The organism is Bacillus sp. AFS040349, from assembly GCF_002577655.1.
Classification (GTDB): domain Bacteria; phylum Bacillota; class Bacilli; order Bacillales; family Bacillaceae; genus Metabacillus.
On sequence record NZ_NUMC01000148.1, the window covers coordinates 1 to 20,170 of the forward strand.

Annotated in this window: 22 protein-coding genes and 1 pseudogene; 13 read left to right on the top strand and 10 right to left on the bottom strand. The window is 33.2% G+C overall.

The annotated features are described in order from the left end of the window. Positions 1 to 178: 178 nt before the first annotated feature. Positions 179 to 583, top strand: coding sequence for an Hsp20/alpha crystallin family protein (locus tag COD11_RS24155; protein ID WP_098799454.1), 405 nt, complete (start codon positions 179 to 181; stop codon positions 581 to 583). 301 nt (positions 584 to 884) lie between these two features. Here COD11_RS24155 and COD11_RS24160 read toward each other — a convergent pair whose 3' ends face one another. The 4 genes and pseudogenes from COD11_RS24160 to glnA all read right to left on the bottom strand — a co-directional run bounded on the left by COD11_RS24160 (position 885) and on the right by glnA (position 3,662). After that, on the bottom strand, positions 885 to 1,100 hold the full coding sequence (locus COD11_RS24160) for a hypothetical protein (RefSeq protein ID WP_098799455.1): 216 nt from the start codon (positions 1,098 to 1,100) through the stop codon (positions 885 to 887). Positions 1,101 to 1,132: 32 nt separating this feature from the next. Continuing rightward, positions 1,133 to 1,774 carry an ATP-binding protein gene (locus COD11_RS24165; protein WP_255301698.1) on the bottom strand — a complete coding sequence of 214 codons (642 nt, stop codon included), beginning with the start codon at positions 1,772 to 1,774 and terminating at the stop codon, positions 1,133 to 1,135. A gap of 39 nt (positions 1,775 to 1,813) precedes the next feature. Further along, a pseudogene (locus tag COD11_RS27770) lies at positions 1,814 to 2,032 on the bottom strand (PAS domain-containing protein); the annotation flags it as partial. Between the two features lie 265 nt (positions 2,033 to 2,297). Further along, entirely contained in the window at positions 2,298 to 3,662 is a 1,365-nt protein-coding gene (gene glnA / locus COD11_RS24170) for a type I glutamate--ammonia ligase (RefSeq protein ID WP_098799457.1), read from the bottom strand. A gap of 332 nt (positions 3,663 to 3,994) precedes the next feature. Here glnA and COD11_RS24175 point away from each other — a divergent pair, with 332 nt between their 5' ends. From COD11_RS24175 to COD11_RS24200, 6 genes are all read left to right on the top strand, one after another. Next, a complete protein-coding gene (locus tag COD11_RS24175; protein ID WP_098799458.1) occupies positions 3,995 to 4,852 on the top strand; it encodes a VOC family protein in 858 nt (285 codons plus the stop codon). Positions 4,853 to 5,194: 342 nt separating this feature from the next. After that, entirely contained in the window at positions 5,195 to 5,743 is a 549-nt protein-coding gene (locus COD11_RS24180; RefSeq protein ID WP_098799459.1) for a cysteine hydrolase family protein, read from the top strand. A gap of 102 nt (positions 5,744 to 5,845) precedes the next feature. Further along, positions 5,846 to 7,318 carry a nicotinate phosphoribosyltransferase gene (locus COD11_RS24185; RefSeq protein WP_098799460.1) on the top strand — a complete coding sequence of 491 codons (1,473 nt, stop codon included), beginning with the start codon at positions 5,846 to 5,848 and terminating at the stop codon, positions 7,316 to 7,318. 35 nt (positions 7,319 to 7,353) lie between these two features. Then, positions 7,354 to 8,175 (top strand): ammonia-dependent NAD(+) synthetase, encoded by an 822-nt coding sequence (nadE, locus tag COD11_RS24190; RefSeq protein ID WP_098799461.1) that lies wholly within the window; start codon positions 7,354 to 7,356, stop codon positions 8,173 to 8,175. 174 nt (positions 8,176 to 8,349) lie between these two features. Further along, complete coding sequence (locus COD11_RS24195) at positions 8,350 to 9,204, top strand: hypothetical protein (RefSeq protein WP_098799462.1); 855 nt, start codon at positions 8,350 to 8,352, stop codon at positions 9,202 to 9,204. A 214-nt stretch (positions 9,205 to 9,418) separates the two neighbouring features. Continuing rightward, positions 9,419 to 9,925, top strand: coding sequence for an acyl-CoA thioesterase (locus COD11_RS24200; protein ID WP_098799463.1), 507 nt, complete (start codon positions 9,419 to 9,421; stop codon positions 9,923 to 9,925). Positions 9,926 to 10,201: 276 nt separating this feature from the next. On the opposite strand, the gene COD11_RS24205 is transcribed toward COD11_RS24200, so the two are convergent. Together COD11_RS24205 and COD11_RS24210 are read right to left on the bottom strand one after the other, a co-directional pair. Beyond that, positions 10,202 to 10,600, bottom strand: a complete 399-nt coding sequence (locus COD11_RS24205; RefSeq protein ID WP_098799464.1) for an acyl-CoA thioesterase — start codon at positions 10,598 to 10,600, stop codon at positions 10,202 to 10,204. A gap of 87 nt (positions 10,601 to 10,687) precedes the next feature. Further along, a complete protein-coding gene (locus tag COD11_RS24210; RefSeq protein WP_098799465.1) occupies positions 10,688 to 11,836 on the bottom strand; it encodes an iron-containing alcohol dehydrogenase in 1,149 nt (382 codons plus the stop codon). A 407-nt stretch (positions 11,837 to 12,243) separates the two neighbouring features. Here COD11_RS24210 and COD11_RS24215 point away from each other — a divergent pair, with 407 nt between their 5' ends. Further along, positions 12,244 to 12,804, top strand: a complete 561-nt coding sequence (locus COD11_RS24215) for a DUF2179 domain-containing protein (protein WP_098799466.1) — start codon at positions 12,244 to 12,246, stop codon at positions 12,802 to 12,804. Between the two features lie 296 nt (positions 12,805 to 13,100). Here the strand turns inward: COD11_RS24215 and COD11_RS24220 are convergent, their stop codons facing one another. Then, a complete protein-coding gene (locus COD11_RS24220) occupies positions 13,101 to 13,610 on the bottom strand; it encodes a phosphatase PAP2 family protein (RefSeq protein ID WP_098799467.1) in 510 nt (169 codons plus the stop codon). A gap of 175 nt (positions 13,611 to 13,785) precedes the next feature. Here COD11_RS24220 and COD11_RS27775 point away from each other — a divergent pair, with 175 nt between their 5' ends. Beyond that, positions 13,786 to 13,911: a hypothetical protein gene (locus tag COD11_RS27775; protein ID WP_255301697.1), complete on the top strand. Its 126-nt coding sequence runs from the start codon at positions 13,786 to 13,788 to the stop codon at positions 13,909 to 13,911. A 44-nt stretch (positions 13,912 to 13,955) separates the two neighbouring features. Here COD11_RS27775 and COD11_RS24225 read toward each other — a convergent pair whose 3' ends face one another. Beyond that, the gene (locus COD11_RS24225) at positions 13,956 to 15,260 is read right to left on the bottom strand and encodes a DEAD/DEAH box helicase (RefSeq protein ID WP_098799468.1); all 1,305 of its coding nucleotides are present in this window, start codon (positions 15,258 to 15,260) and stop codon (positions 13,956 to 13,958) included. Positions 15,261 to 15,474: 214 nt separating this feature from the next. Between COD11_RS24225 and COD11_RS24230 the strand changes: the two genes are divergently transcribed. Further along, the gene (locus COD11_RS24230; RefSeq protein WP_098799469.1) at positions 15,475 to 15,747 is read left to right on the top strand and encodes a hypothetical protein; all 273 of its coding nucleotides are present in this window, start codon (positions 15,475 to 15,477) and stop codon (positions 15,745 to 15,747) included. A 96-nt stretch (positions 15,748 to 15,843) separates the two neighbouring features. Here the strand turns inward: COD11_RS24230 and COD11_RS24235 are convergent, their stop codons facing one another. Further along, on the bottom strand, positions 15,844 to 17,403 hold the full coding sequence (locus tag COD11_RS24235; protein ID WP_098799470.1) for a fatty acid--CoA ligase: 1,560 nt from the start codon (positions 17,401 to 17,403) through the stop codon (positions 15,844 to 15,846). 226 nt (positions 17,404 to 17,629) lie between these two features. Beyond that, entirely contained in the window at positions 17,630 to 18,436 is an 807-nt protein-coding gene (locus tag COD11_RS24240) for a rhamnogalacturonan acetylesterase (RefSeq protein ID WP_231309500.1), read from the bottom strand. 194 nt (positions 18,437 to 18,630) lie between these two features. On the opposite strand from COD11_RS24240, the gene COD11_RS24245 reads away from it, so the two are divergent. From COD11_RS24245 to COD11_RS27140, 3 genes are all read left to right on the top strand, one after another. Then, entirely contained in the window at positions 18,631 to 19,395 is a 765-nt protein-coding gene (locus COD11_RS24245; RefSeq protein ID WP_098799471.1) for a YhfC family intramembrane metalloprotease, read from the top strand. A 223-nt stretch (positions 19,396 to 19,618) separates the two neighbouring features. Continuing rightward, positions 19,619 to 19,786 (top strand): Fur-regulated basic protein FbpA, encoded by a 168-nt coding sequence (locus tag COD11_RS24250; protein WP_098799472.1) that lies wholly within the window; start codon positions 19,619 to 19,621, stop codon positions 19,784 to 19,786. A gap of 165 nt (positions 19,787 to 19,951) precedes the next feature. Further along, complete coding sequence (locus COD11_RS27140; protein ID WP_176551230.1) at positions 19,952 to 20,095, top strand: hypothetical protein; 144 nt, start codon at positions 19,952 to 19,954, stop codon at positions 20,093 to 20,095. The last annotated feature ends 75 nt before the right edge of the window (positions 20,096 to 20,170 follow it).

Here is a 20,170-nt window from a genome sequence, read left to right on the forward strand (position 1 = left end):
CGAGGTTTCTCGACAGCCTGGGAATGGGTCTTCCCATTCCTTTTTTATTTCCTCGTTTTACTTATTTTAGATATCCATTAGACAATTCCCCTTCACCAAAAATCACTTTGTGAATAATTTAAAGGTTAAGGGGACCTATGTTTTATAATGTACGCAACGTCTATGGAGGTCAATAAACATGAATATTAGAAAGTGTTCTAATCCAATGAACATTAAAGGTATAGAAGAATGGATGACTCAATTTTTTACTGATCCGTTTACAAGCTTGCTGGATGAGCACACATTTAGAGTTGATTTATTTGAGACAAGTGATTATTTTATTGTCGAGGGCGAACTTGGAGAGAAAATAAAAAAAGAAAACATCAACATACAGGTTTGCCAAGAACAGATTTTAATTCATGTGTTAAAGGATAATGAAGCAGAAAAACAAGAATATAATGAAGTAACTAGAAAAATTGTTCTCCCTTATAGAATTGAACAAAAAAAAATTTCAGCAACATTTACGAATGGAGTGCTAGAAATAAAAATTTCAAAAACCTCAGATTCTGACATTTCCTCTAATTGTATAAACATCCTTGGCTGATGCATTTGTAAACGCTCCCTATTATCAGCCATTTCCATCCTTTCTTTAGAGTACAATAAAAAGGTTCCCCTTAATTAGGAGAACCCTTAAATGTATATAAGAAAGGTATATTTGGAAATTTCTACTCTTTCTTGCCTTTTTGATTTTGAACACTAATTGTTAAATGTTTTAATTCTAAATTCCCGCATTTCATACAACAACTACTCTCATCATTTAACAACATGCATCTGGAGCAATAATATTTCACCATCTTACATTCCCCTTTTTCAATCAGTATATGATTAAGAAGGACAATTGTTTCTTATTCCACAAGATGTTCAAAACTATTGTTAAAAATTTTATCTAGCTCATCAATTTTATATATAAAAAATTCATGATCTGAATACTCATCTAAAGAATTCAATTCTTTGTATTCATCTCTAGCAGCTTTTGCTTTATCCAAACTTGTAAAAATACCAAGGACATTCGAGCTTTCTCCACACTCTGCACACCCTAAATCCAAAACAACATAAAACATGAGAAGCACCTCTCTCTATTTCAAATTCAGGATCATGATAAAGGTAGCGAAACACTTACTTTTGTTCCTTCTCCGACAGTTGAATCAATATCAATCTTCCCTTTATGGTTTTCAATAATTTTATAGCTGGTCATTAACCCCATTCCAGTCCCCTTTTCTTTTGTTGAATAAAAGGGCTCACCTACACTTTCAAGTCGGCTCTCGGGAATTCCACAACCATTATCAATAAATTCCATGCATACTCGGGAATCGTTCGAATAGAGCCTAACAAAAACAACACCTTTCTCATCAATCGCATCCAGAGCATTTTGTATAATATTAAAAAAAACCTGTTTTAACTTGTTGGAATCTCCTTCTACGGGAGGGATGTTCGATTCAACCAAAAAATTTATTTCTTTATTAACTAGTATGGCCTGAGTTTGTAACAATTGAATGACTTGTTTCAATAACTCATCAATCTTTATCGTTTCCATTTTCTCTTGGTGTGAACGTGCTAGAGTTAAAAATTCAAAAATAATATCTTCAACACGATCTAGCTCATTAAGAACAATATTCATGTATTCTTCATTATATTGTTTCGTTTCAGAAAAAAGTTGAATAAAACCTTTTACTGATGTTAACGGGTTACGAATTTCATGTGCTACAGCCGCAGCAAGTTGTCCAACAACAGCCATTTTTTCTGATCTATGTAGAAGTTTATCTTGTTCAAGCCTACTTCTAATATCTCTTGAAATTGCAATCATACCCGTAATCTTACCAGTTTGCTCATCTATTACAGATCTTAAGTTAGACTCCACCCAAATATAAGTTCCATCTTTATGTCTGAAGCGATAAGTAGCTAACACAGGCTGTTTACTCTCTAATAGAGTTTTATGTTTTTTTTCCACAAAAGAAATATCATCTGGATGAATAAAGCTATATGGAAGTTCTCCTAATAATTCATCATCCTAATAATTTCGGGTTTACATAATATTATTATTACAAAATTACAGTAATGAACCATCCTCTTATTAAAACACACACTTAGTATTCTATTAAAAAGTAAACATTCCTTCTAACTTAAAATGTTTACCGGAACTAAACTTTATTTCCACCCTCCCATTTTACAAAACTCGACAAAAACCGAGTAGTGACAGGACTACAAAAAATGCAAAAAAGCCAGGTGATGCCTCACCCGGCTTTTTACAACAGCTTATATTAAAATTTAGATTGATAGTTATCGATTTCCCAAGAGTGAACAGCTGTACGATAGCTATCCCATTCTGCTTTTTTATCAGATAGGTATTCACCGTATACGTGCTCACCTAATGTTTTACGGCCAATTTCTCCGTTTTGTAATTCTGCAATTGCTTTTTCTAGGCTTCCCGGAAGATTTTCAATACCCAATTCTTCACGACGCTCTTCTGTCATGTGGAAGATATCCTCATTGATAGAAGCTGGAGCCTTTAAGCCTTTTTCAATTCCTTCTAAACCAGCAGATGCGATAATCGCGAATGTTAAGTATGGGTTTGCAGATGGATCTGGACAACGAAGCTCTACGCGAGTTGCCATACCTTTTTTAGCTGGAATACGGATTAAAGCTGATCGGTTAGATGCAGACCATGCAATATAGCAAGGTGCTTCATATCCTGGAACTAAACGCTTGTAAGAGTTTACTAGTGGATTTGTAACAGCAACAATATTCTTAGCATTATCAACTAATCCAGCGATAAATGAATATGCTTCATCTGATAATTGTAATTCATCAGCTTCATTATAGAATGCATTTTCTCCATCTTTGAAAAATGACATGTTAACGTGCATTCCTGAACCATTAATACCGAAAACAGGTTTTGGCATAAATGTTGCGTGTAAACCAAACTTTTGAGCAATTGTTTTAACAACCCATTTATAAGTTGTAGATAAATCAGCTGCACCTAAAGCATCAGCATATTTGAAGTTGATTTCATGTTGACCTTCCGCAACTTCGTGGTGAGATGCTTCAATCGTGAAGCCCATTGCTTTTAATGCACGATAGATTTCTAAACGTACACGCTCACCTAGGTCTTTTGGTGATGGCTCAAAATAACCACCGTTATCATCTAATTGTTGAGTTGGATTTCCATCCGCATCTGTTTTAAATAAGAAGAATTCTAATTCTGGACCAACTGAGATTGTGTAGCCTTTGTCCGCTGCACGATCAACAGTCTTTTTTAACACATTTCGTGTATCACCTTCGAAAAGAGTTCCGTCTGGGTTCACAGCTGAACAAAGGAAACGTGCTTCTGAGTAACCTTCTTCAACAGACCATGGTAATACTGCAAAAGTTGTTAAATCTGGTTGTAAGTATAAGTCTGACTTATTAATTGGAGAGAAACCTTTTACAGATGAACCGTCAAACATTTGTTTCCCTGCAACAACATCATCAAATTGCTCAACCGTTACAGTAACGCTTTTTAAAATACCCTCTATATCTACGAATTGTAGATGGATAAGCTCTACACTTTTCGAGCTAATGATTTCTTTAATTTGCGCAAGAATTTCCGTCTCATTTTTACCTTTTGAAATAACCGCTTCACTCATGTTAGATAACCTCTCATTTCTATGTCGTTTTTTATAACATGACTTTATTATATTTAAAGATTCATATTTTGACAAGAGTTTTTCCGTTAAATTTTCTGTATTTTTATAAAATTTTATAGGTAACCGCTTACATGTTATTTTCTTATAAAGATTACTATTTTTATACATTTCAAGAAACTGAAGAGGTATTTTATGTAATAAAAAACTAATATTTATACATATTAACTAATAACTCAAAACTCATATCTACCTAATGTATTTTGCTTGACGTTTTATCTTAATGAACAATATACTTACTTACAAAAAGTAAGTATATTTATGGAGGAATATTAATGAACTTTCATACACCGCCTAATATTTATGTGTCACATGTCCATTTAAAGGTTAGCGACTTGGAACAGTCTCTTTCATTTTATAAAAAAATGATCGGCTTATCTGTTCTTAATACATCAGAAAAAGTGGTGTCTCTAACTGCAGATGGAGTTAAACCGTTAATTACTATAGAAGAAGTTGATTCAGCCATTGCTAATTCCGGCAGGAAAACTGGATTATATCACCTTGCTCTTGTCCTTCCTAACCGAACAGAGTTAGCGAATGTATTTTACCATTTAATACATTCAAGATACCCACTTCAAGGTGCATCAGATCATCTTGTTAGTGAAGCCATTTATTTAGCAGATCCCGATAACAATGGTATTGAATTGTATGCTGACCGCTCACAAGATAACTGGAAAAAGGTTGACGGAACGATTGAAATGGCAACAAATCGTTTAGATGCACAAAGTCTGTTATTAGAAAAAAGTGAGGTACCTTTTATGAAAATTTCACCCAAAACGATTATGGGACATATACATTTACAAGTTTCAAATATTAAGAAATCAGAGGACTTTTATCGTTTAATTGGGTTTAATGTAGTAAACCGCTATGGATTACAAGCCTTGTTTATTTCAACCGGCGGATATCATCATCATATTGGTTTAAATACTTGGCATAGTGCAGGAAGCCCTTCTCCATTAGAAAATGAATTAGGTATGAAATCATTTACCTTATTGTTTCCAAATGAAGAAACAAGACAATCAGCTCTGACAAGATTAGAAACTTTCGGAACAAATTTTACACAGCAACAAAATGATTTTATTGTAAGAGATCCATCGAATAATAAATTAATCTTTTCAATAGAAGATAAGTGAGTTAATTTCGTAACGGTCGCTATTAAATCAAATAACGATTTTTTTCTTCACCTTTTAACTTGTTGCACATTACTCCAGCCAAGAACCTTTATTAGGATAACTAAGTGTAATCGTAAAATCTTTGTCTCAAAAATAAAAATAACCAGTACCTGATTGTACTGGTTATTTTTATCCTCTCCTCTTCATTTCCCTTATTTGCTAAATTGTAGAGATTGTGTAAAATTAAACATAATCATTTGCTGGTTAAATTGATATACTTATGATAAGTATAAGTGACAAACTTTCCTTGCTGAAACATTTACAACTTGTGCTGTTTTTCATACTATGAAGGGGGTATTAACCATGAAAAGAGCTTTAGTTGCCATTGATTACACAGTTGACTTTATCGCAGATCATGGGGCATTAACATGTGGTCAACCTGGTCAAGACATTGAAACTAAACTTGTCGATTTAACAGAACAATTTATTCATAACGATGAATTTGTTGTATTTGCAGTTGATTTACATGAAAAAGATGATCATTTCCATCCAGAAACAAAATTATTTCCACCACATAATATTCGTCATACAGAAGGCAGACACTTATATGGAAAACTACAAGAATTATACATAACAAATAAAGATAATCTAAATGTTTATTGGATGGACAAAACGCGTTACAGTGCTTTTGCCGGCACTGATCTGGAAATTAAACTTAAGGAACGTGGAATAACGGAGCTTCACTTAGTTGGTGTATGTACGGATATTTGTATATTACACACAGCAGTTGATGCTTATAATAAGGGATTTTCAATTGTTGTATATAAAGAAGCTGTTGCTAGCTTTAATCAACAAGGTCATGACTGGGCGTTACAGCATTTTTCTTCCTGTTTAAATGCAAAAGTTCTATAGAATTATACACAACCATGAACCTAATAATTCGATATGATAATCCCTCCTTTGCCGTATATACCGGCCTTTGTGAAAAATTGAACTTACACTGGAGGACAAAAAATGAACACGTATAATGATGATGATAGTTTAGCACTACATACGGATCTTTATCAAATTAACATGGCTGAATCTTATTGGGAAGATTCCATTCATCAGCGAAAAGCTGTTTTTGAAGTATACTTTAGAAAACTGCCTTTTGGAAATGGATTTGGTATTTTTGCTGGTTTAGAAAGAATCATTCAGTACTTGGAGCAATTTTCATTTTCTCAAACTGATATTACTTATTTACGTGATGAGTTAGGGTACAAGGATGACTTTTTAGATTATTTAAGTCAGCTTCGTTTCACTGGCAATGTTTATTCCGTTAAAGAAGGAGAGATGGTGTTTGGCAATGAACCAATCATTCGAGTTGAGGCTCCTTTAGCTGAGGCTCAATTGATTGAAACTGCCCTCTTAAACATCGTAAACTACCAGACTTTAATTGCTACAAAAGCAGCTCGGATCAAGCATGTTGCCGGTGATGACACGGTAATGGAGTTCGGTACACGTCGTGCTCATGAATTAGATGCAGCTATTTGGGGAACAAGAGCAGCGTTTATAGGCGGTTTTAATGCCACTTCAAATGTAAGAGCTGGTAAACTTTTTGGAATACCTGTTTCAGGTACGCACGCACATGCGTTTGTTCAAGCTTATAAAGATGAATACATCGCCTTCCATAAATATGCCCGAAGACATAAAGAATGTGTTTTCTTGGTGGATACTTACGATACATTAAAGTCGGGAGTTCCGAATGCTATTAAAGTTGCAAAAGAACTAGGAGATCAAATTGAGTTCAAAGGAATCCGTCTTGATAGCGGTGATCTTGCCTACCTTTCAAAAGAAGCAAGAAAGATGCTTGACAAAGCTGGTTTCCATTCTACAAAAATTATTGCTTCTAATGATTTAGATGAATCAACAATCATAAACCTTAAATCTCAAGGAGCAAAAATTGATATTTGGGGAATTGGTACAAAACTAATTACTGCCTTTGACCAACCTGCTCTAGGTGCAGTTTATAAACTTGCTTCAATTGAGGATGAAAACGGGCAAATGGTTGATACGATAAAAATAAGTGGCAACCCAGAAAAGGTATCAACTCCAGGTCTTAAAAAGGTGTATCGAATAATCAATACATTAAATCATAAATCTGAAGGAGACTATATTACACTCCAACATGAACAACCGGAAAATGAAGAAAAGTTAAAAATGTTCCACCCTATTCATACATTCGTAAGTAAATTTGTTACAAACTTTGAAGCAAAGGAGCTTCATCATAAGATCTTTGATAACGGAAAACTTGTGTATGAGACTCCATCCCTTAAAGAAATGCAAAACTATACAATTGAAAATTTAGAGTTACTTTGGGATGAATATAAGCGTGCTTTACATCCTGAGGAATATCCTGTTGATCTTAGTCAAGCATGTTGGGAAAACAAAATGAAAAATATAGAAGAAGTAAAACAAAAGGTATCTGAAATGATAACGAAAAACTAAGGATACCAAAGAAACAGGCATGGAGGTTTTACGTTATGAGCTTACAAAAGAAAATCATGAACGAGTTACATGTAAAAGAAACTATAAACCCGAAAGAAGAGATTAGCGCCCGAATCACATTTTTAAAGGACTATTTAAAAATGACGGGAGCAAAAGGATTTGTTCTAGGAATAAGTGGTGGGCAGGACTCTTCCCTTTCTGGTCGTTTAGCCCAGCTTGCTGTAGAAGAATTAAGAAATGAAGGCTTTGATGCAACCTTTACTGCAGTAAGACTTCCGTATGGAATTCAAAAGGATGAAGAAGATGCCCAATTAGCTCTCTCTTTTATTCAACCTGATAAAAGTGTTGCTTTTGATATATCAAGCAGTGTAGATTCCTTTGCAGAATCGTATAAAAAAATAATGGATGAATCCCTTTCTGACTTTAATAAAGGAAATGTAAAAGCCCGAACTCGCATGATTACACAATATGCGATTGGCGGACAAAACGGATTGCTTGTAATCGGTACAGACCATGCTGCTGAAGCTGTAACAGGCTTTTTTACAAAGTATGGAGATGGTGGAGCCGATTTATTACCGTTAACTGGTTTAACGAAACGTCAAGGAAGAAGCTTATTACAGGAATTAAATGCACCTGAACGTCTTTACTTAAAGACTCCTACGGCTGATCTATTAGATCAAACACCACTTCAAGCTGATGAAACCGAACTCGGAATTAGTTATGATCAGTTAGACGATTATTTGGAAGGCAAACAGGTAGAACCTGAAGTAGCTGAAAAAATTGAAAAGCGTTATTTGATTTCACAACATAAACGTGAAGTACCGGCTTCAATGTTTGATACATGGTGGAAAAAATAAAATCAAACCCCCTGACTTTCTATTCAGGGGGTTATTGTTTCTAAACACATTCAGAAATTGTCATATTTTCGCAAAGAATGAAATAAAATGTATCTAACTTGATTTTTTTAATAGAATTCATCTCATTAATTTATTAAACTAGAATTATTAATGTATTAAGGTGGATATAGAAAAATGAAACGCACTAAAATTCAACTACCATTTTTAGCAATATTCTTATTTGTATTAATGCCATTGTTTAAGAAATTAATAAATAAAAACCCTCACAAACCAAATGAAGAACATGAAAAATATCCATTATATATAAGGAAGGTATTAAGAAATAGGATTTTTACATTCAATGATAATGAAATAAATGAACTTTCAAAGATGGATGTTTTAAATACTTTTTTAAGCGATCCAAACGTTACATTTAATGGAACAACGTTCAGAAAAGCTATTAAAGATATTTTCGGGTTGAATTTAATCGAGATTTCAAATGACGGTGAAGGTGCTAGGCTATCAATCTATCCTGAAGAAATTATGACCGGAGTAACAAAAGCTTTAGATCAAAAAGCACGTTCTTTTGAAACTGATCAACACATTATGACGTTAAAGAAGGCTGAAGTTATGGATCTTTATTTGAGTATTATTCCAAACTATTCGCTTGAGGATTTGGTTAGGACTATAAACCTTGTATATGGAATCAATCTACCAGGTATTTCTTCACTTGAACATGCCCGTATTTCTCTTTATACCAAAAGTCAATGGCTGATAAAAAACGATCATGATCTTGTAGTAATATACACTGGAAAAGGTGATATTGATGTTAGAGTCTACCCTACTCCACTTCTTTCTTCAATTACTGGATCATCTGAATTTCCAGATGAACTTAAAAATAAACTCATATCTCTTGGGTATCAACATAATCAGGTAGAAAATGAATTCTATTATTGTAGCCCCAATAATGAGTCAGTTCCCAACCTTTTTAAGGAAAAAACAATTAAAACCATATGCGCATTTATTGATAGGCATTTTAATCATAAATAGTTGACCCTGGCCACAGTAGCAGGGTTTTTTTAAATAATCAAAAAGATGAATTTACATTAATATAGTTATGTAAACTATTTAGAGATTATCAGCTATCATTCTAATGAAACATACTAATATAAGGTGTAAGAAAACCAAACAATAAAATTGACGATTTCAATATGAAAATGAATAATTGTATGAGCATAAGGACAAAAAGTCAGGAGAGATAAATATGGCTGAATTAACGGCAAAAACATGTAAGGAATCACTAGTAATTAAAACAAGCAGAGTATTTCCTTTAGATACAAATAACCATAATACACTATTTGGTGGAAAGTTAATGAGCTATATAGATGATGTGGCATCTATATCTGCAGCGATGCATTCACGTTGTGAGGTTGTAACTGCCTCTACAGATTCAGTTGACTTCCTAATCCCAATTCGTCAAAGTGACTCGGTAAGCTTAAAATCATATGTTTCATCAGTTGGCCGCTCGTCAATGGAAGTTTTTGTGAAAGTCATTGCTGAAGATCTTAAAACTGGTGAGCGACGACTTGCTGCCACTTCGTTTCTAACTTTTGTTGCACTAAATGAAAATGGGAAGCCAGAACAAGTCCCACAGGTTATACCAGAATCAGATGAAGAAGTTATGCTGTTTAATACAGCACAACAAAGAAGAAATGTTCGTAAAGAGCGACGAGAGCATAGTGAAGCTTTTGCAAACGTTGTGACATTGTAAACATTACATGTGCTCTTATGCATTATTCTCAAAAAAGCATCCATGATTGGATGCTTTTTTTGAGAATAGTTTTTTTGAGAATAGTTTTTTTGAGAATAAAATGAGAATAGTATGTGAATGATTGTCTTCTTTATTATAATAACACCTATTAAATAAAAATCAATACTTTTTTATAATTAATATAATTTAATACTAATAATTACATTTTATTAATAGCCATGAAAAAAGCTATATCATGAAGACTCTATGAGACTAGTCAATTAACTAATAGGTTGACTAAATTCCATCATAAATATGCTTAAGTAGAATTTTTTTTAATTCTTCCGAGATAGATTCTGATTTTTGTTTATCCTTATTAAAATTCACATAAACAGCTGTACCTTTTACACACAGTTTCCCATTTTGATGTATTTCTTCATATAATTCTAGACTACTATTTCCTATTTTTTTAACCCATGTATAAACCTCAACATTTTGACCAAAGTATATTTGATTAATAAAGTCTACATTCATATTGAGTATAATCATTTTCCAATTCTCAAATTTGCTATCAGGAGTAAATAACTTGAATAATTGATTTCGACCTGCCTCAAACCATATAGGAATGGTGGTGTTATTTATATGCCCTACCCCATCTGTTTCAGAAACCCTTGGCTCAATAATTGTTTTGAACACTCAAAATCGACCTCCAACTATTTGACTATATTTATAAGTTAAGGTTACGAGTAAACCTTAAAAATCCAAAAGCTACGCATAGATTAATCAATAGGCCGATCGGTAAATTTCCTCTATTTCTTGTTTTGAGAACACCCTTGGATTATTTTTAAGAAGGCGATCAATTTTACTTGCGTCTTCTGCCATATCAATTATCGCTGATTCTGGTATTTGAAATGAACGTAACCCCTTTGGAATATTTACAGCACGACATAAATAATCCATTGCAAAAACAGCCTTATCCGCTGCTTCACGATCAGTTAAGTCCTGAACATTTTCACCTAAAGCAACTGCAATTTCTCGAAAACGGTCCAAGCAACTTATTTTATTCCACTCCATAACATATGGTAGTAATAACGCGTTACTAACTCCATGCGGAATATGGAAACGTCCTCCAAGTGGATATGCAAGGGCATGAACTGCTCCAACTCCTGCATTTCCAAATGCCATACCCGCCATAAGGCTAGCTGTTGCCATTTGTTCCCTCGCCAGTATATTAGCAGGATTTGCATAAGCTTTCGGTAGATTTGTTGAAATTAACTTGATCGCATGAATAGCTAAAGCATCAGTAATCGGGGAAGCGTTTACAGAAATATACGCCTCTATTGCGTGTACAAGTGCATCAATGCCACTTGCAGCTGTAACTGACTTTGGCATCGTAATCATCATTTCCGGAGCAACAATTGCAACATCTGGTAAAATAAAATCACTGACAATTCCTTTCTTTAACTTCTCTTCTTTATCAGATAAAATAGAAATATTTGTTACCTCAGATCCAGTTCCTGCTGTTGTAGGAATAGCAATGATCGGAAATCCCTTCTCCGGGATTAAATCGGTTCCGAATATGCTTTTTAGATGATCATCAATCTTTGCATAGGCCGAAACAGCTTTAGCGATATCTATTGCACTTCCACCACCTACGGCGATTACTCCGTCATGCTTTCCCTCCAAAAACATTCGTTTACACTCTTCAACTATTGAAATTTCTGGTTCAGGTTGAACACCTGTGTATACATCATGAGGGAGATTCTTTAAAATTTCCTTTATTTGATTAATTACCCCAACTGATTCTAGCACCTTATCTGTTACAATTAATGGTTTTTTTATATGTAATCGTACTACCTCATCCATTAATTTTTCTGTAGCACCAATTCCAGTAATTAATTTGTTTGCAATCCTAAAGATTGAAATGTTCATTTTTCTCTCCATCCCCTTCTTTAACCTAACCTTTTAATATACCTGCTATTCAAATCTATATGTAGATTGATTGGCAATACCCCTTGTTTTTCATTAATGTGAACTTAACCCAAAATAACTCTTTCTTTATTATAAAAGGTATATTTCAAGACTTCCATCTTATCAAGAAAATAGTTAGTTTTGTTTACTTTTATAGTTGTTAATAATTTTATAAGTAATAAATTTTAGTTTACATAATAATATTATCTTCATGTTTTAACCCAACTTAAACGGGGTAGAATGATAAGACATATATTTTCCTAGAATTCCCTTAAGATTATTTTAAAAAAATTGCTCACAATCCATAAAATTTATTTTGAAAATATGTTATGCTTTCGATATTACTTTTTAGAAGGGAAATACGAAATATGCTTTTACAGGCTTTACTCATTTTTGTTTTACAACTTATTTATGTTCCTGTTCTAACGATCAGAACAATTTTACTAGTGAAAAATCAAACAAAATCAGCTGCAGGTGTTGGATTATTAGAAGGAATTATTTATATTGTTAGCTTAATCTTTGTTTTTCAAGACCTATCAAATATGTACAATATAGTCGCTTACGTTGTTGGATTTAGCGTTGGATTGCTTCTTGGAGGAGCATTAGAACGAAAATTGGCAATTGGATATATTACGTATCAAGCTAATATATTGGATAAAAATATGGAATTAGTGAATGCATTAAGAACAGCGGGATTCGGTGTTACAGTCTTTGAAGGAGAAGGAATTAATACAGCTCGTTTCCGCCTAGACATTGTAGCAAAACGCTCGAGAGAAAAAGAATTACTTCATATCATCGATCAACATGAGCCTAAAGCATTTTTAATGTCATATGAAATCCGATCATTTAAAGGCGGCTTTCTTACAAAATCCATGAAAAAAAGAGCTGTTACGTTCTTAAAAAAGAAACATGCTCAAGAAGAAAAATAAAAAATTAACAATGGCAAGAGAGAGATATTCATTAATCTTCTCTTGCTTTTTTATTTGACTAAAATGACTCAACATATCATCTTATAATTTTCAGATTATGGGCACATGTCTTTTGCATCTGCCAAAACCCAACATATGCTTATAAAAGACATAGCACTACTGTATTCATATTGGAAAGGAATGTAAAGTTTGTGGATTTTAAGTTCAGAATACTAGTAAGAACAATATTAAGGTATAACCCTAGAAATATTATTAACAAAAAGTTGAGGCATTTATATAAATAGGGTGATCTCACATCACCCTTCTCTCCAACTTATGAACGTACATTTTTTTACAAGTATACTAATCAATGCCCCTATTATCGAGCTTCTTACAACATCAAGTGGATAATGTGCGCCTACCCAGATACGTGAGATTGCAGTAAGAGATGACATAGCCAACATGATTTTCCCAATTCCACTATAATACATGTAAACCATGGTAGAAACAGCAAAAGATAATAAACTATGTTTACTTAAATATGTTGTATCGAGTTTTGAGGCAAGTAATACATTAACATCACGTGTGACAAAAGGTCTAGGCCTAAATTTAATCTTATTAATCAACGCCTTAGCACTACTACTAATAACCAGTGAAAGTACAGTTTGATATGTTAGCTTCTTTCTTGATCGACTCCCAATCAATATCATTAAAAGAACACTAGCAAACAAATAACGAAACTTTGTTGAGGCAAACACCATGACTTGGTCTATTGTTTGATTTTTACCTGCTAAGGAATTAATCCATCCAAAGAGCTTCTGATCCATTTTAATGTCTCCCTTATATTCTACCAAGAATGCCAAATTTGTAACTAAAATATAGTATCCTCTTTTTAAAAAAGAGTATGTAAAATCCCTTTGTTTTTTAATAATTATTGTTAATATAAAAGCCAATTTTATTGTACATAATAGGATTGACTAACTCTGAAGGGAGGTACGTACTATGACAAATCGCAATGATAACCGTGAGCGTCAAAATAAATATCCTAACAATAAAAATAAAGATACTGAGTTTTCTAAAGATATCAACATTAGAAGTGAACAAACAAAAAAGGATCTTCAAAAATAAAAAGAGTGGCTGTCATCTCTTGTACAAGGGACAGCCACTCCTTTTTATCTTTGCCTATTTCTTCTACCATCTTTAGAAGCAGATTTTGACACTCTTTTATTCCGTTCTTTTGGTGGTTGATTGGAATCAGAGTTTCTTCGGGGATTTGTTTTTCTCCCGCTATTAAATGGACGACTTTCTTTTCTTATTTGTTCTTTTCTTTCTTTATCATAATCTTCTCGATCAGGAACACTAATCCCTCTAATAACCTGTTTTTCCATAGATTGATTAATACCTTTTTCGATCATCCGTAAAAAATCCATGTCTTTTGGTGCCACAAGTGTATAGGCAATACCTACTCCACCTGCCCTACCTGTTCGACCAATTCGGTGAATGTAGCTTTCTACATCGTGAGGAATATCATAGTTGAAAACATGTGTCACACCTTCCACATCAAGGCCTCTTGCTGCAACATCAGTTGCGACAAGGAACTGAATTTTAGCCTCTCTAAAACGTTTCATCGCCTTTTCCCGCTTAGCTTGAGTTAGATCGCCGTGTAATTCATCGGATTCATAGCCATTAGCAATTAATGCTTCTTGTAGCTTTTTTGCTCGAATTTTTGTACGGCAAAAAATAATCGCTAAAAAGGGACGCTGCTCTTGCAACAGATGTAACAAGGTGGCTTGCTTTCTTCTGTCAGTTGTTTCAATCACAATTTGTTTTATTTTATCAACAGTCAGATTTTTTGCTTTAACTTGTATATTCTCCGGATCTATCAAATATTTTTTAGCTAATGCCCGAATTTCATCTGGCATTGTTGCAGAGAATAACATCGTTTGTCGAGTGGAAAGTGTTTCATAAATAATATCTTCTACTTCAGGCAAAAAGCCCATATGTAACATTTGATCTGCTTCATCTAAAACTAGCATTGTAACCGTTGATAAATCAATTGTTTTACGGCGAATATGGTCAAGCAATCTTCCTGGTGTTGCTACAACAATATGCTGTGCCCCTCTAAGCTTTTTCAGTTGATGTTCAACATCTTGTCCACCATAAACAGCAAGAACATTTACACCTTCTAAATTTTCAAGCATCTTCTTTATTTCTTTTGATATTTGTTGTGCCAATTCTCTTGTTGGAGTTAAAATAAGTGCTTGAACCTCAGATTGACTCACATCAATTTTTTCTAAAATGGGAAGAACAAATGCAAGTGTTTTCCCTGTACCGGTTTGAGCCTGTGCAATCACATCTCTTCCCTCTAATATTTTTGGAATTGTTTGTTCCTGAATAGGTGTTGGGTTCATTAGTCCTAGAGATTTTAATGTATGATTCACTTCTTTTCGAATACCTAGTTTTAAAAATTCAGTCATCTTGATCACGTCTCTTTTCTTTTCATCTTATCAAAAATAGCTTTCTAACTATATCATACTCATTATCTTTTTTCATTTTGTTTTGAAATATGTTATTTTCACTAAATTTTAAACTAATTTAAAATCATAAATGATATAAACTTTTTCTCATATATCTTCTTTCCTCACATACCCTTTACAGTAGTATTTTTTAACTAAGGGAGGAATGTGAAAAGTGACAAATAACAACAATGAAAGAAACGATGGATTGATTAAAGGAATTTCAAAGGAAGCTAATGAATTTGTTCATCATACAGTGGACACATCTGGAAAGATTGTTAAGTCGATTTCAGGTGATGGCGGTCTTGTTGGAAAAACTGTTGATTCCTCGGGTAAAATAGTCAAAAAAATCTCTGATACCGGAAACAATGTTATCGGTAATACAGTTGATACCTCTTCAAAAGTTTTCAAAAATGTTTCAGAAAAAGCTTTTAAGAAAAAAAAGTAATATTTATACTTAATCCACCATCATACCTTCCCTCTTCCACTATCATTTTCTTATAAAAATAGTAGAGCCTTCCATCAGAAAGGCTCTATTTTCCAATTATTTCACTTTATTTTGTGATAAAGATTTCCTTAATAAAAACTTTTGAATTTTCCCACTTGCATTCCGTGGTAATTCGGTAACAAACACATATCTTTTTGGTCGTTTGTAGGGTGCAAGTTTATCTGAGTTTTTTAAAAATTGATCAAGTTGTTCAGCTGTTAAAGTTTCATCCTTTTTCACTATAACTGCAATTACTCTTTCACCCCATAACTCATCAGGTTGTCCTAAAACGGCAACATCCAAAATCCCCTCATGTTCATACAAAGCGTCCTCTACTTCACGGGGATATACATTTTCACCACCACTTATAATCATATCATCTACTCGGTCAGCAACAAATAAATAACCATCTTCATCTAAATAGCCAAGGTCACCGGAATGATACCACCCTTTATACATTGCTTTTTCTGTTGCTTCGTCTTTGTTAAAATATCCAAGCATCATGCATGGTCCTTTTACGATAATTTCACCGACCTCACCTATTGGAAGAATGTCATCTGGATCTGATGGGCCTTCTTCTTTTGGTTGTACGATTCTTATTTCATGATTAAAACAAGCTCTACCGGCAGAACCTGCCTTAGTTAATTGTTCATCTCTATCTAAAAAAGCTATTGCTGGTCCCATTTCTGTCATTCCATATGCTTGAACTAGTTCAATTCCTAACTTTTGTTTACAAGCCTTTACCAAAGCAGGGGCCATCGGGGCTGCCCCGTATAATCCAACATTGAGGGAACTTATTTTATATTGCTCAATATCCTCTTGAAGAAGCATATTCCACATTGTAGGAGCTGCAAACAGCATTGTAACGCTTTCTTCTTCAATTGTTTTTAAAACCATCTTCGGATCAAAATGATGGATAATAATATTTGTTGCACCAGCATGTACACGGGGTAAAAAGCTGCAATGAAGCTCTGCACAATGAAACATTGGTGCTGTAACAAGACCCACATCTTTAGAAGTAATGGATAATGCATTTATACAAATTAAACTTTGTTCTATCATATCACGATGTCGATGCATAACACCTTTTGGGCGTCCTGTCGTTCCACTAGTATACATAATGGCATACGTATCATTTTCTTCTACAAAGATTTCTGGATGATTTGATGGAGAATTTTTTACGATGTTTTGAAAAGAAGAAGCATAACTAGGAACAGATTCATCAATATAAATAAAGGAAATAGAGGGAAATCGTTTGTGAATGTTCGTGATGGACTCTTCAAGAGCTTGTTCAAATAAAACAACCTTTGGAGCTGCATCTAAAAGGATGTATGAAACCTCCTCTGCTTTTAGCCTAAAATTAATTGGATTAATAATGGCACCAATTTTTGCAGCAGCAAAATAAACTGTACCTAATTCATAACTGTTAAATAAATAAGTAGAAATTCGATCTCCTTTTCGTACACCTAAAGCTAACAGAGCATTAGCAAGTTTATTTACTTCTTCATTCCACTGTCCAAATGTAAAACGAATATTTCGAGAGCAATCCACAATTGCTTCTTTGTTAGGATACTTTGAAACAGTTTGTTCAAAAAGCTTTCCAATTGTTAGATACATATACTACACCCCTCCAACTTAATTAAGTAAACGCTTTCGGATGAACCTGTATATATGTATTTCTTTCTTTATTTTAATATTCCTTTTCTAATGTAAGATTTTTTATTAACGATTTTCTTTGTTGGTTGAAGTTTTTTCATAGTAATGACCAAGAATATGATCATTATTTCTGTATATATCCTATAAATGAAAAAAGTACTGTTAGAATATCATTCTAAACAGTACCTTATTTATCTTGATTAACAATGTGTTCTTTAATAGGTAGATTTAGTTCTTTTATTCCATCAATTACTAAAGATGCTACAATATAAGCACCTCGTTCCTGTAAATGTGTGTTATCTTTTTTTCCCTCAGGGTAATGTGGGTTTTTATTTGGAGGGAGCCATAAAAAAAGTTCTTTGGTTTTTTTAGATCCGAGTTTGCTAAAAAGTCGGTTACTTTTTGATGTTAGGTCAATTACTGGCACATTTTCTTCTTCAGCTAATTGTTTCATTGCTTTTGGATAATCACCATGTGTATGAACGATATGTCCATTTGTTGAAAATTCCCTACGCTCAACCGGAGTAATTAGTACTGGGAAAGCACCTTTTGATCTTGCGGCTATAATATATTTTTTCAAGTATTTCTTATAAGTAGTAAATGGTTCAGTGTATCGATTTGGATCATTTACTTTTTCATCGTTATGTCCGAATTGAATAAAGAGATAATCCCCTTGTTGTAAGTGGTTAACGATTTTTGTTAATCTTCCCTCATTGTAAAAACTCTTAGAGCTTCTTTTAGATACTGCTTCGTTATGAATCATAACCTTCTCATTAAACATTTCATCTAAAACCTGGCCCCACCCCATTCTAGGTGACAAACTCTTTTTATATGTTGAAACAGTTGAATCTCCAACAAGATAAATGTGAATTTTTTCTTCTTCATCCAAGTTCATAGTTGCAAATGTTTCATGGCCCTTAATAATATTTATGACAATAAAAAATAGGCTTAAACCTACTATCGAAAATGTTAAGTAAAACCTAATGTTTCTCATCCTTTCTTTAGGTCCTTTATTATTAATTTTCCTAAAATCATTATAAATATTAAGTTAAAGAAGAACCTTTTAATAATTTTACCCAAAAAAGGATTGACATCATTGTTTTTCGTTATTATTATTAATAATGATAATAATACTTTTATTTTTTTAAACAATCATTATCATTTTTAATAATAAAAGGAGTGTTTTGAATGATTAGTAATTTAACTATTGTATCCATGTTCTTTCCTGTTATATTTTCCTTTATTCTTTTTTTAGGACTTATTCTTTTTTTCAGAAACAAAATTGGAATCTCAGTAAAACCTATCATTATTGGTGGAATTGGATTTTTTGTCATAACACAAGTACTAGAAAAGCTCCTTCACATTGCAGTCATTACAACATTTCCAAATTATGCAGATCACCCATGGCTCTTTGGTCTATACGGTGGAATGACTGCAGGTGTTTTCGAGGAGCTTGGAAGGTTTCTTTTGTTTACATGGATATTAAAGAAATATAGATCATATAAAGATGGTGTTTCGTTCGGTATAGGCTGGGGAGGAATAGAAGCAGTTATTCTTAATTTATTGACAGTTGTTCCTTTAATTATTTTTGCTTTTATGATAAATGCCGGAACATTTGAAGCAACAATCGGAAGTCAAATGAATAGTCAACAAATGGAACTATTACGTAACAGTGTATTGGACCATAGTGTGTTAGATTCTTTTTATATCATAATAGAACGTTTGTTTGTGGTATTCTTACAAATTGCCCTTTCTATACTCGTTTTGTACGCCGTCTTAAAAAGGAAATTTTCATATGTTCTGCTTGCCATACTCATACATGCCGCAGTAGATTTTCCTGCTGTCTTTTACCAAACAGGTCATTTAACTCAATTATGGATAATTGAAGCATATTTAGCTGTTACTGCTTTTCTTTCACTTATTTTTATAAAAAAATCAAAGCACTGGTTTTAAAGATAGTTAAATATTATACAAAAAGTCCTCATTTAGTGGGGACTTCTTTAATCTCAAACTCTAAAAAATTTGGCTGAATGTTATTGGTAGTAGTTGTAATATCAGTGGCTACGTTACTTACTCATTATAATAATTAAAAAACTACCTATAAATCTGGTTGACATTTCCTAAATTTTTCTTTAATATTAAATTGTAAACGCTTTCAATTATTGGGGTGATATGTATGTGTGAAGCAATAAAAGATACTTTTACAACTAAAGCGGAAATTATTTCTGCTCTTTTGGATCAAAATGTTTTTAAAATGCCTGATGGAAGACAGTTTTATGAGGCTACTGAAAAAGAATTAGAGCATATACTCTATTCCAAAACCACTGAGGACCATTACTGTTAATAAGATATGTTTATACATTAAAAAGACCTTAGCCAATCAAGGTCTTTTGTTTTTTTGAATACAGCTCCTTTTTTATACAAATGATAAAAGAAAAGCTCGGCTTTATAATGGCAATGCCGAATCATATTCCGATATTATTCTGTCTGGAGAAAGGAGCTCTTACATATGAAGGAAGATAAAGAAAGCTCTTGTATTGAAGAAGGCGACTATGTTAATCATATGTTAATTGAACAAATTACACGTATTTGTGTACAAGAAGAAGAAGAGCGTATAAAAGAAGAAATAGCAAAAAGTCACCAGAAACATTAATTTTTTCTTCCTATCCAATACGTAAAAGCACGTTCATCTTATTTTGATGAACGTGTCAGACTGTCGACAAAAAGG

Coding starts and splice junctions, on each gene's coding strand:
- COD11_RS24175 (WP_098799458.1), top strand. CDS start 3,995: ATGAACTTTCATACACCGCCTAATATTTATGTGTCACATGTCCATTTA.
- COD11_RS24215 (WP_098799466.1), top strand. CDS start 12,244: ATGCTTTTACAGGCTTTACTCATTTTTGTTTTACAACTTATTTATGTT.
- glnA (WP_098799457.1), bottom strand. CDS start 3,662: ATGAGTGAAGCGGTTATTTCAAAAGGTAAAAATGAGACGGAAATTCTT.
- COD11_RS24210 (WP_098799465.1), bottom strand. CDS start 11,836: ATGAACATTTCAATCTTTAGGATTGCAAACAAATTAATTACTGGAATT.
- COD11_RS24180 (WP_098799459.1), top strand. CDS start 5,195: ATGAAAAGAGCTTTAGTTGCCATTGATTACACAGTTGACTTTATCGCA.
- nadE (WP_098799461.1), top strand. CDS start 7,354: ATGAGCTTACAAAAGAAAATCATGAACGAGTTACATGTAAAAGAAACT.
- COD11_RS24225 (WP_098799468.1), bottom strand. CDS start 15,260: ATGACTGAATTTTTAAAACTAGGTATTCGAAAAGAAGTGAATCATACA.
- COD11_RS24220 (WP_098799467.1), bottom strand. CDS start 13,610: ATGGATCAGAAGCTCTTTGGATGGATTAATTCCTTAGCAGGTAAAAAT.
- COD11_RS27140 (WP_176551230.1), top strand. CDS start 19,952: ATGAAGGAAGATAAAGAAAGCTCTTGTATTGAAGAAGGCGACTATGTT.
- COD11_RS24235 (WP_098799470.1), bottom strand. CDS start 17,403: ATGTATCTAACAATTGGAAAGCTTTTTGAACAAACTGTTTCAAAGTAT.
- COD11_RS24240 (WP_231309500.1), bottom strand. CDS start 18,436: ATGAGAAACATTAGGTTTTACTTAACATTTTCGATAGTAGGTTTAAGC.
- COD11_RS24185 (WP_098799460.1), top strand. CDS start 5,846: ATGAACACGTATAATGATGATGATAGTTTAGCACTACATACGGATCTT.
- COD11_RS24195 (WP_098799462.1), top strand. CDS start 8,350: ATGAAACGCACTAAAATTCAACTACCATTTTTAGCAATATTCTTATTT.
- COD11_RS27775 (WP_255301697.1), top strand. CDS start 13,786: ATGACAAATCGCAATGATAACCGTGAGCGTCAAAATAAATATCCTAAC.
- COD11_RS24250 (WP_098799472.1), top strand. CDS start 19,619: ATGTGTGAAGCAATAAAAGATACTTTTACAACTAAAGCGGAAATTATT.
- COD11_RS24245 (WP_098799471.1), top strand. CDS start 18,631: ATGATTAGTAATTTAACTATTGTATCCATGTTCTTTCCTGTTATATTT.
- COD11_RS24155 (WP_098799454.1), top strand. CDS start 179: ATGAATATTAGAAAGTGTTCTAATCCAATGAACATTAAAGGTATAGAA.
- COD11_RS24165 (WP_255301698.1), bottom strand. CDS start 1,774: ATGGCTGTTGTTGGACAACTTGCTGCGGCTGTAGCACATGAAATTCGT.
- COD11_RS24160 (WP_098799455.1), bottom strand. CDS start 1,100: ATGTTTTATGTTGTTTTGGATTTAGGGTGTGCAGAGTGTGGAGAAAGC.
- COD11_RS24200 (WP_098799463.1), top strand. CDS start 9,419: ATGGCTGAATTAACGGCAAAAACATGTAAGGAATCACTAGTAATTAAA.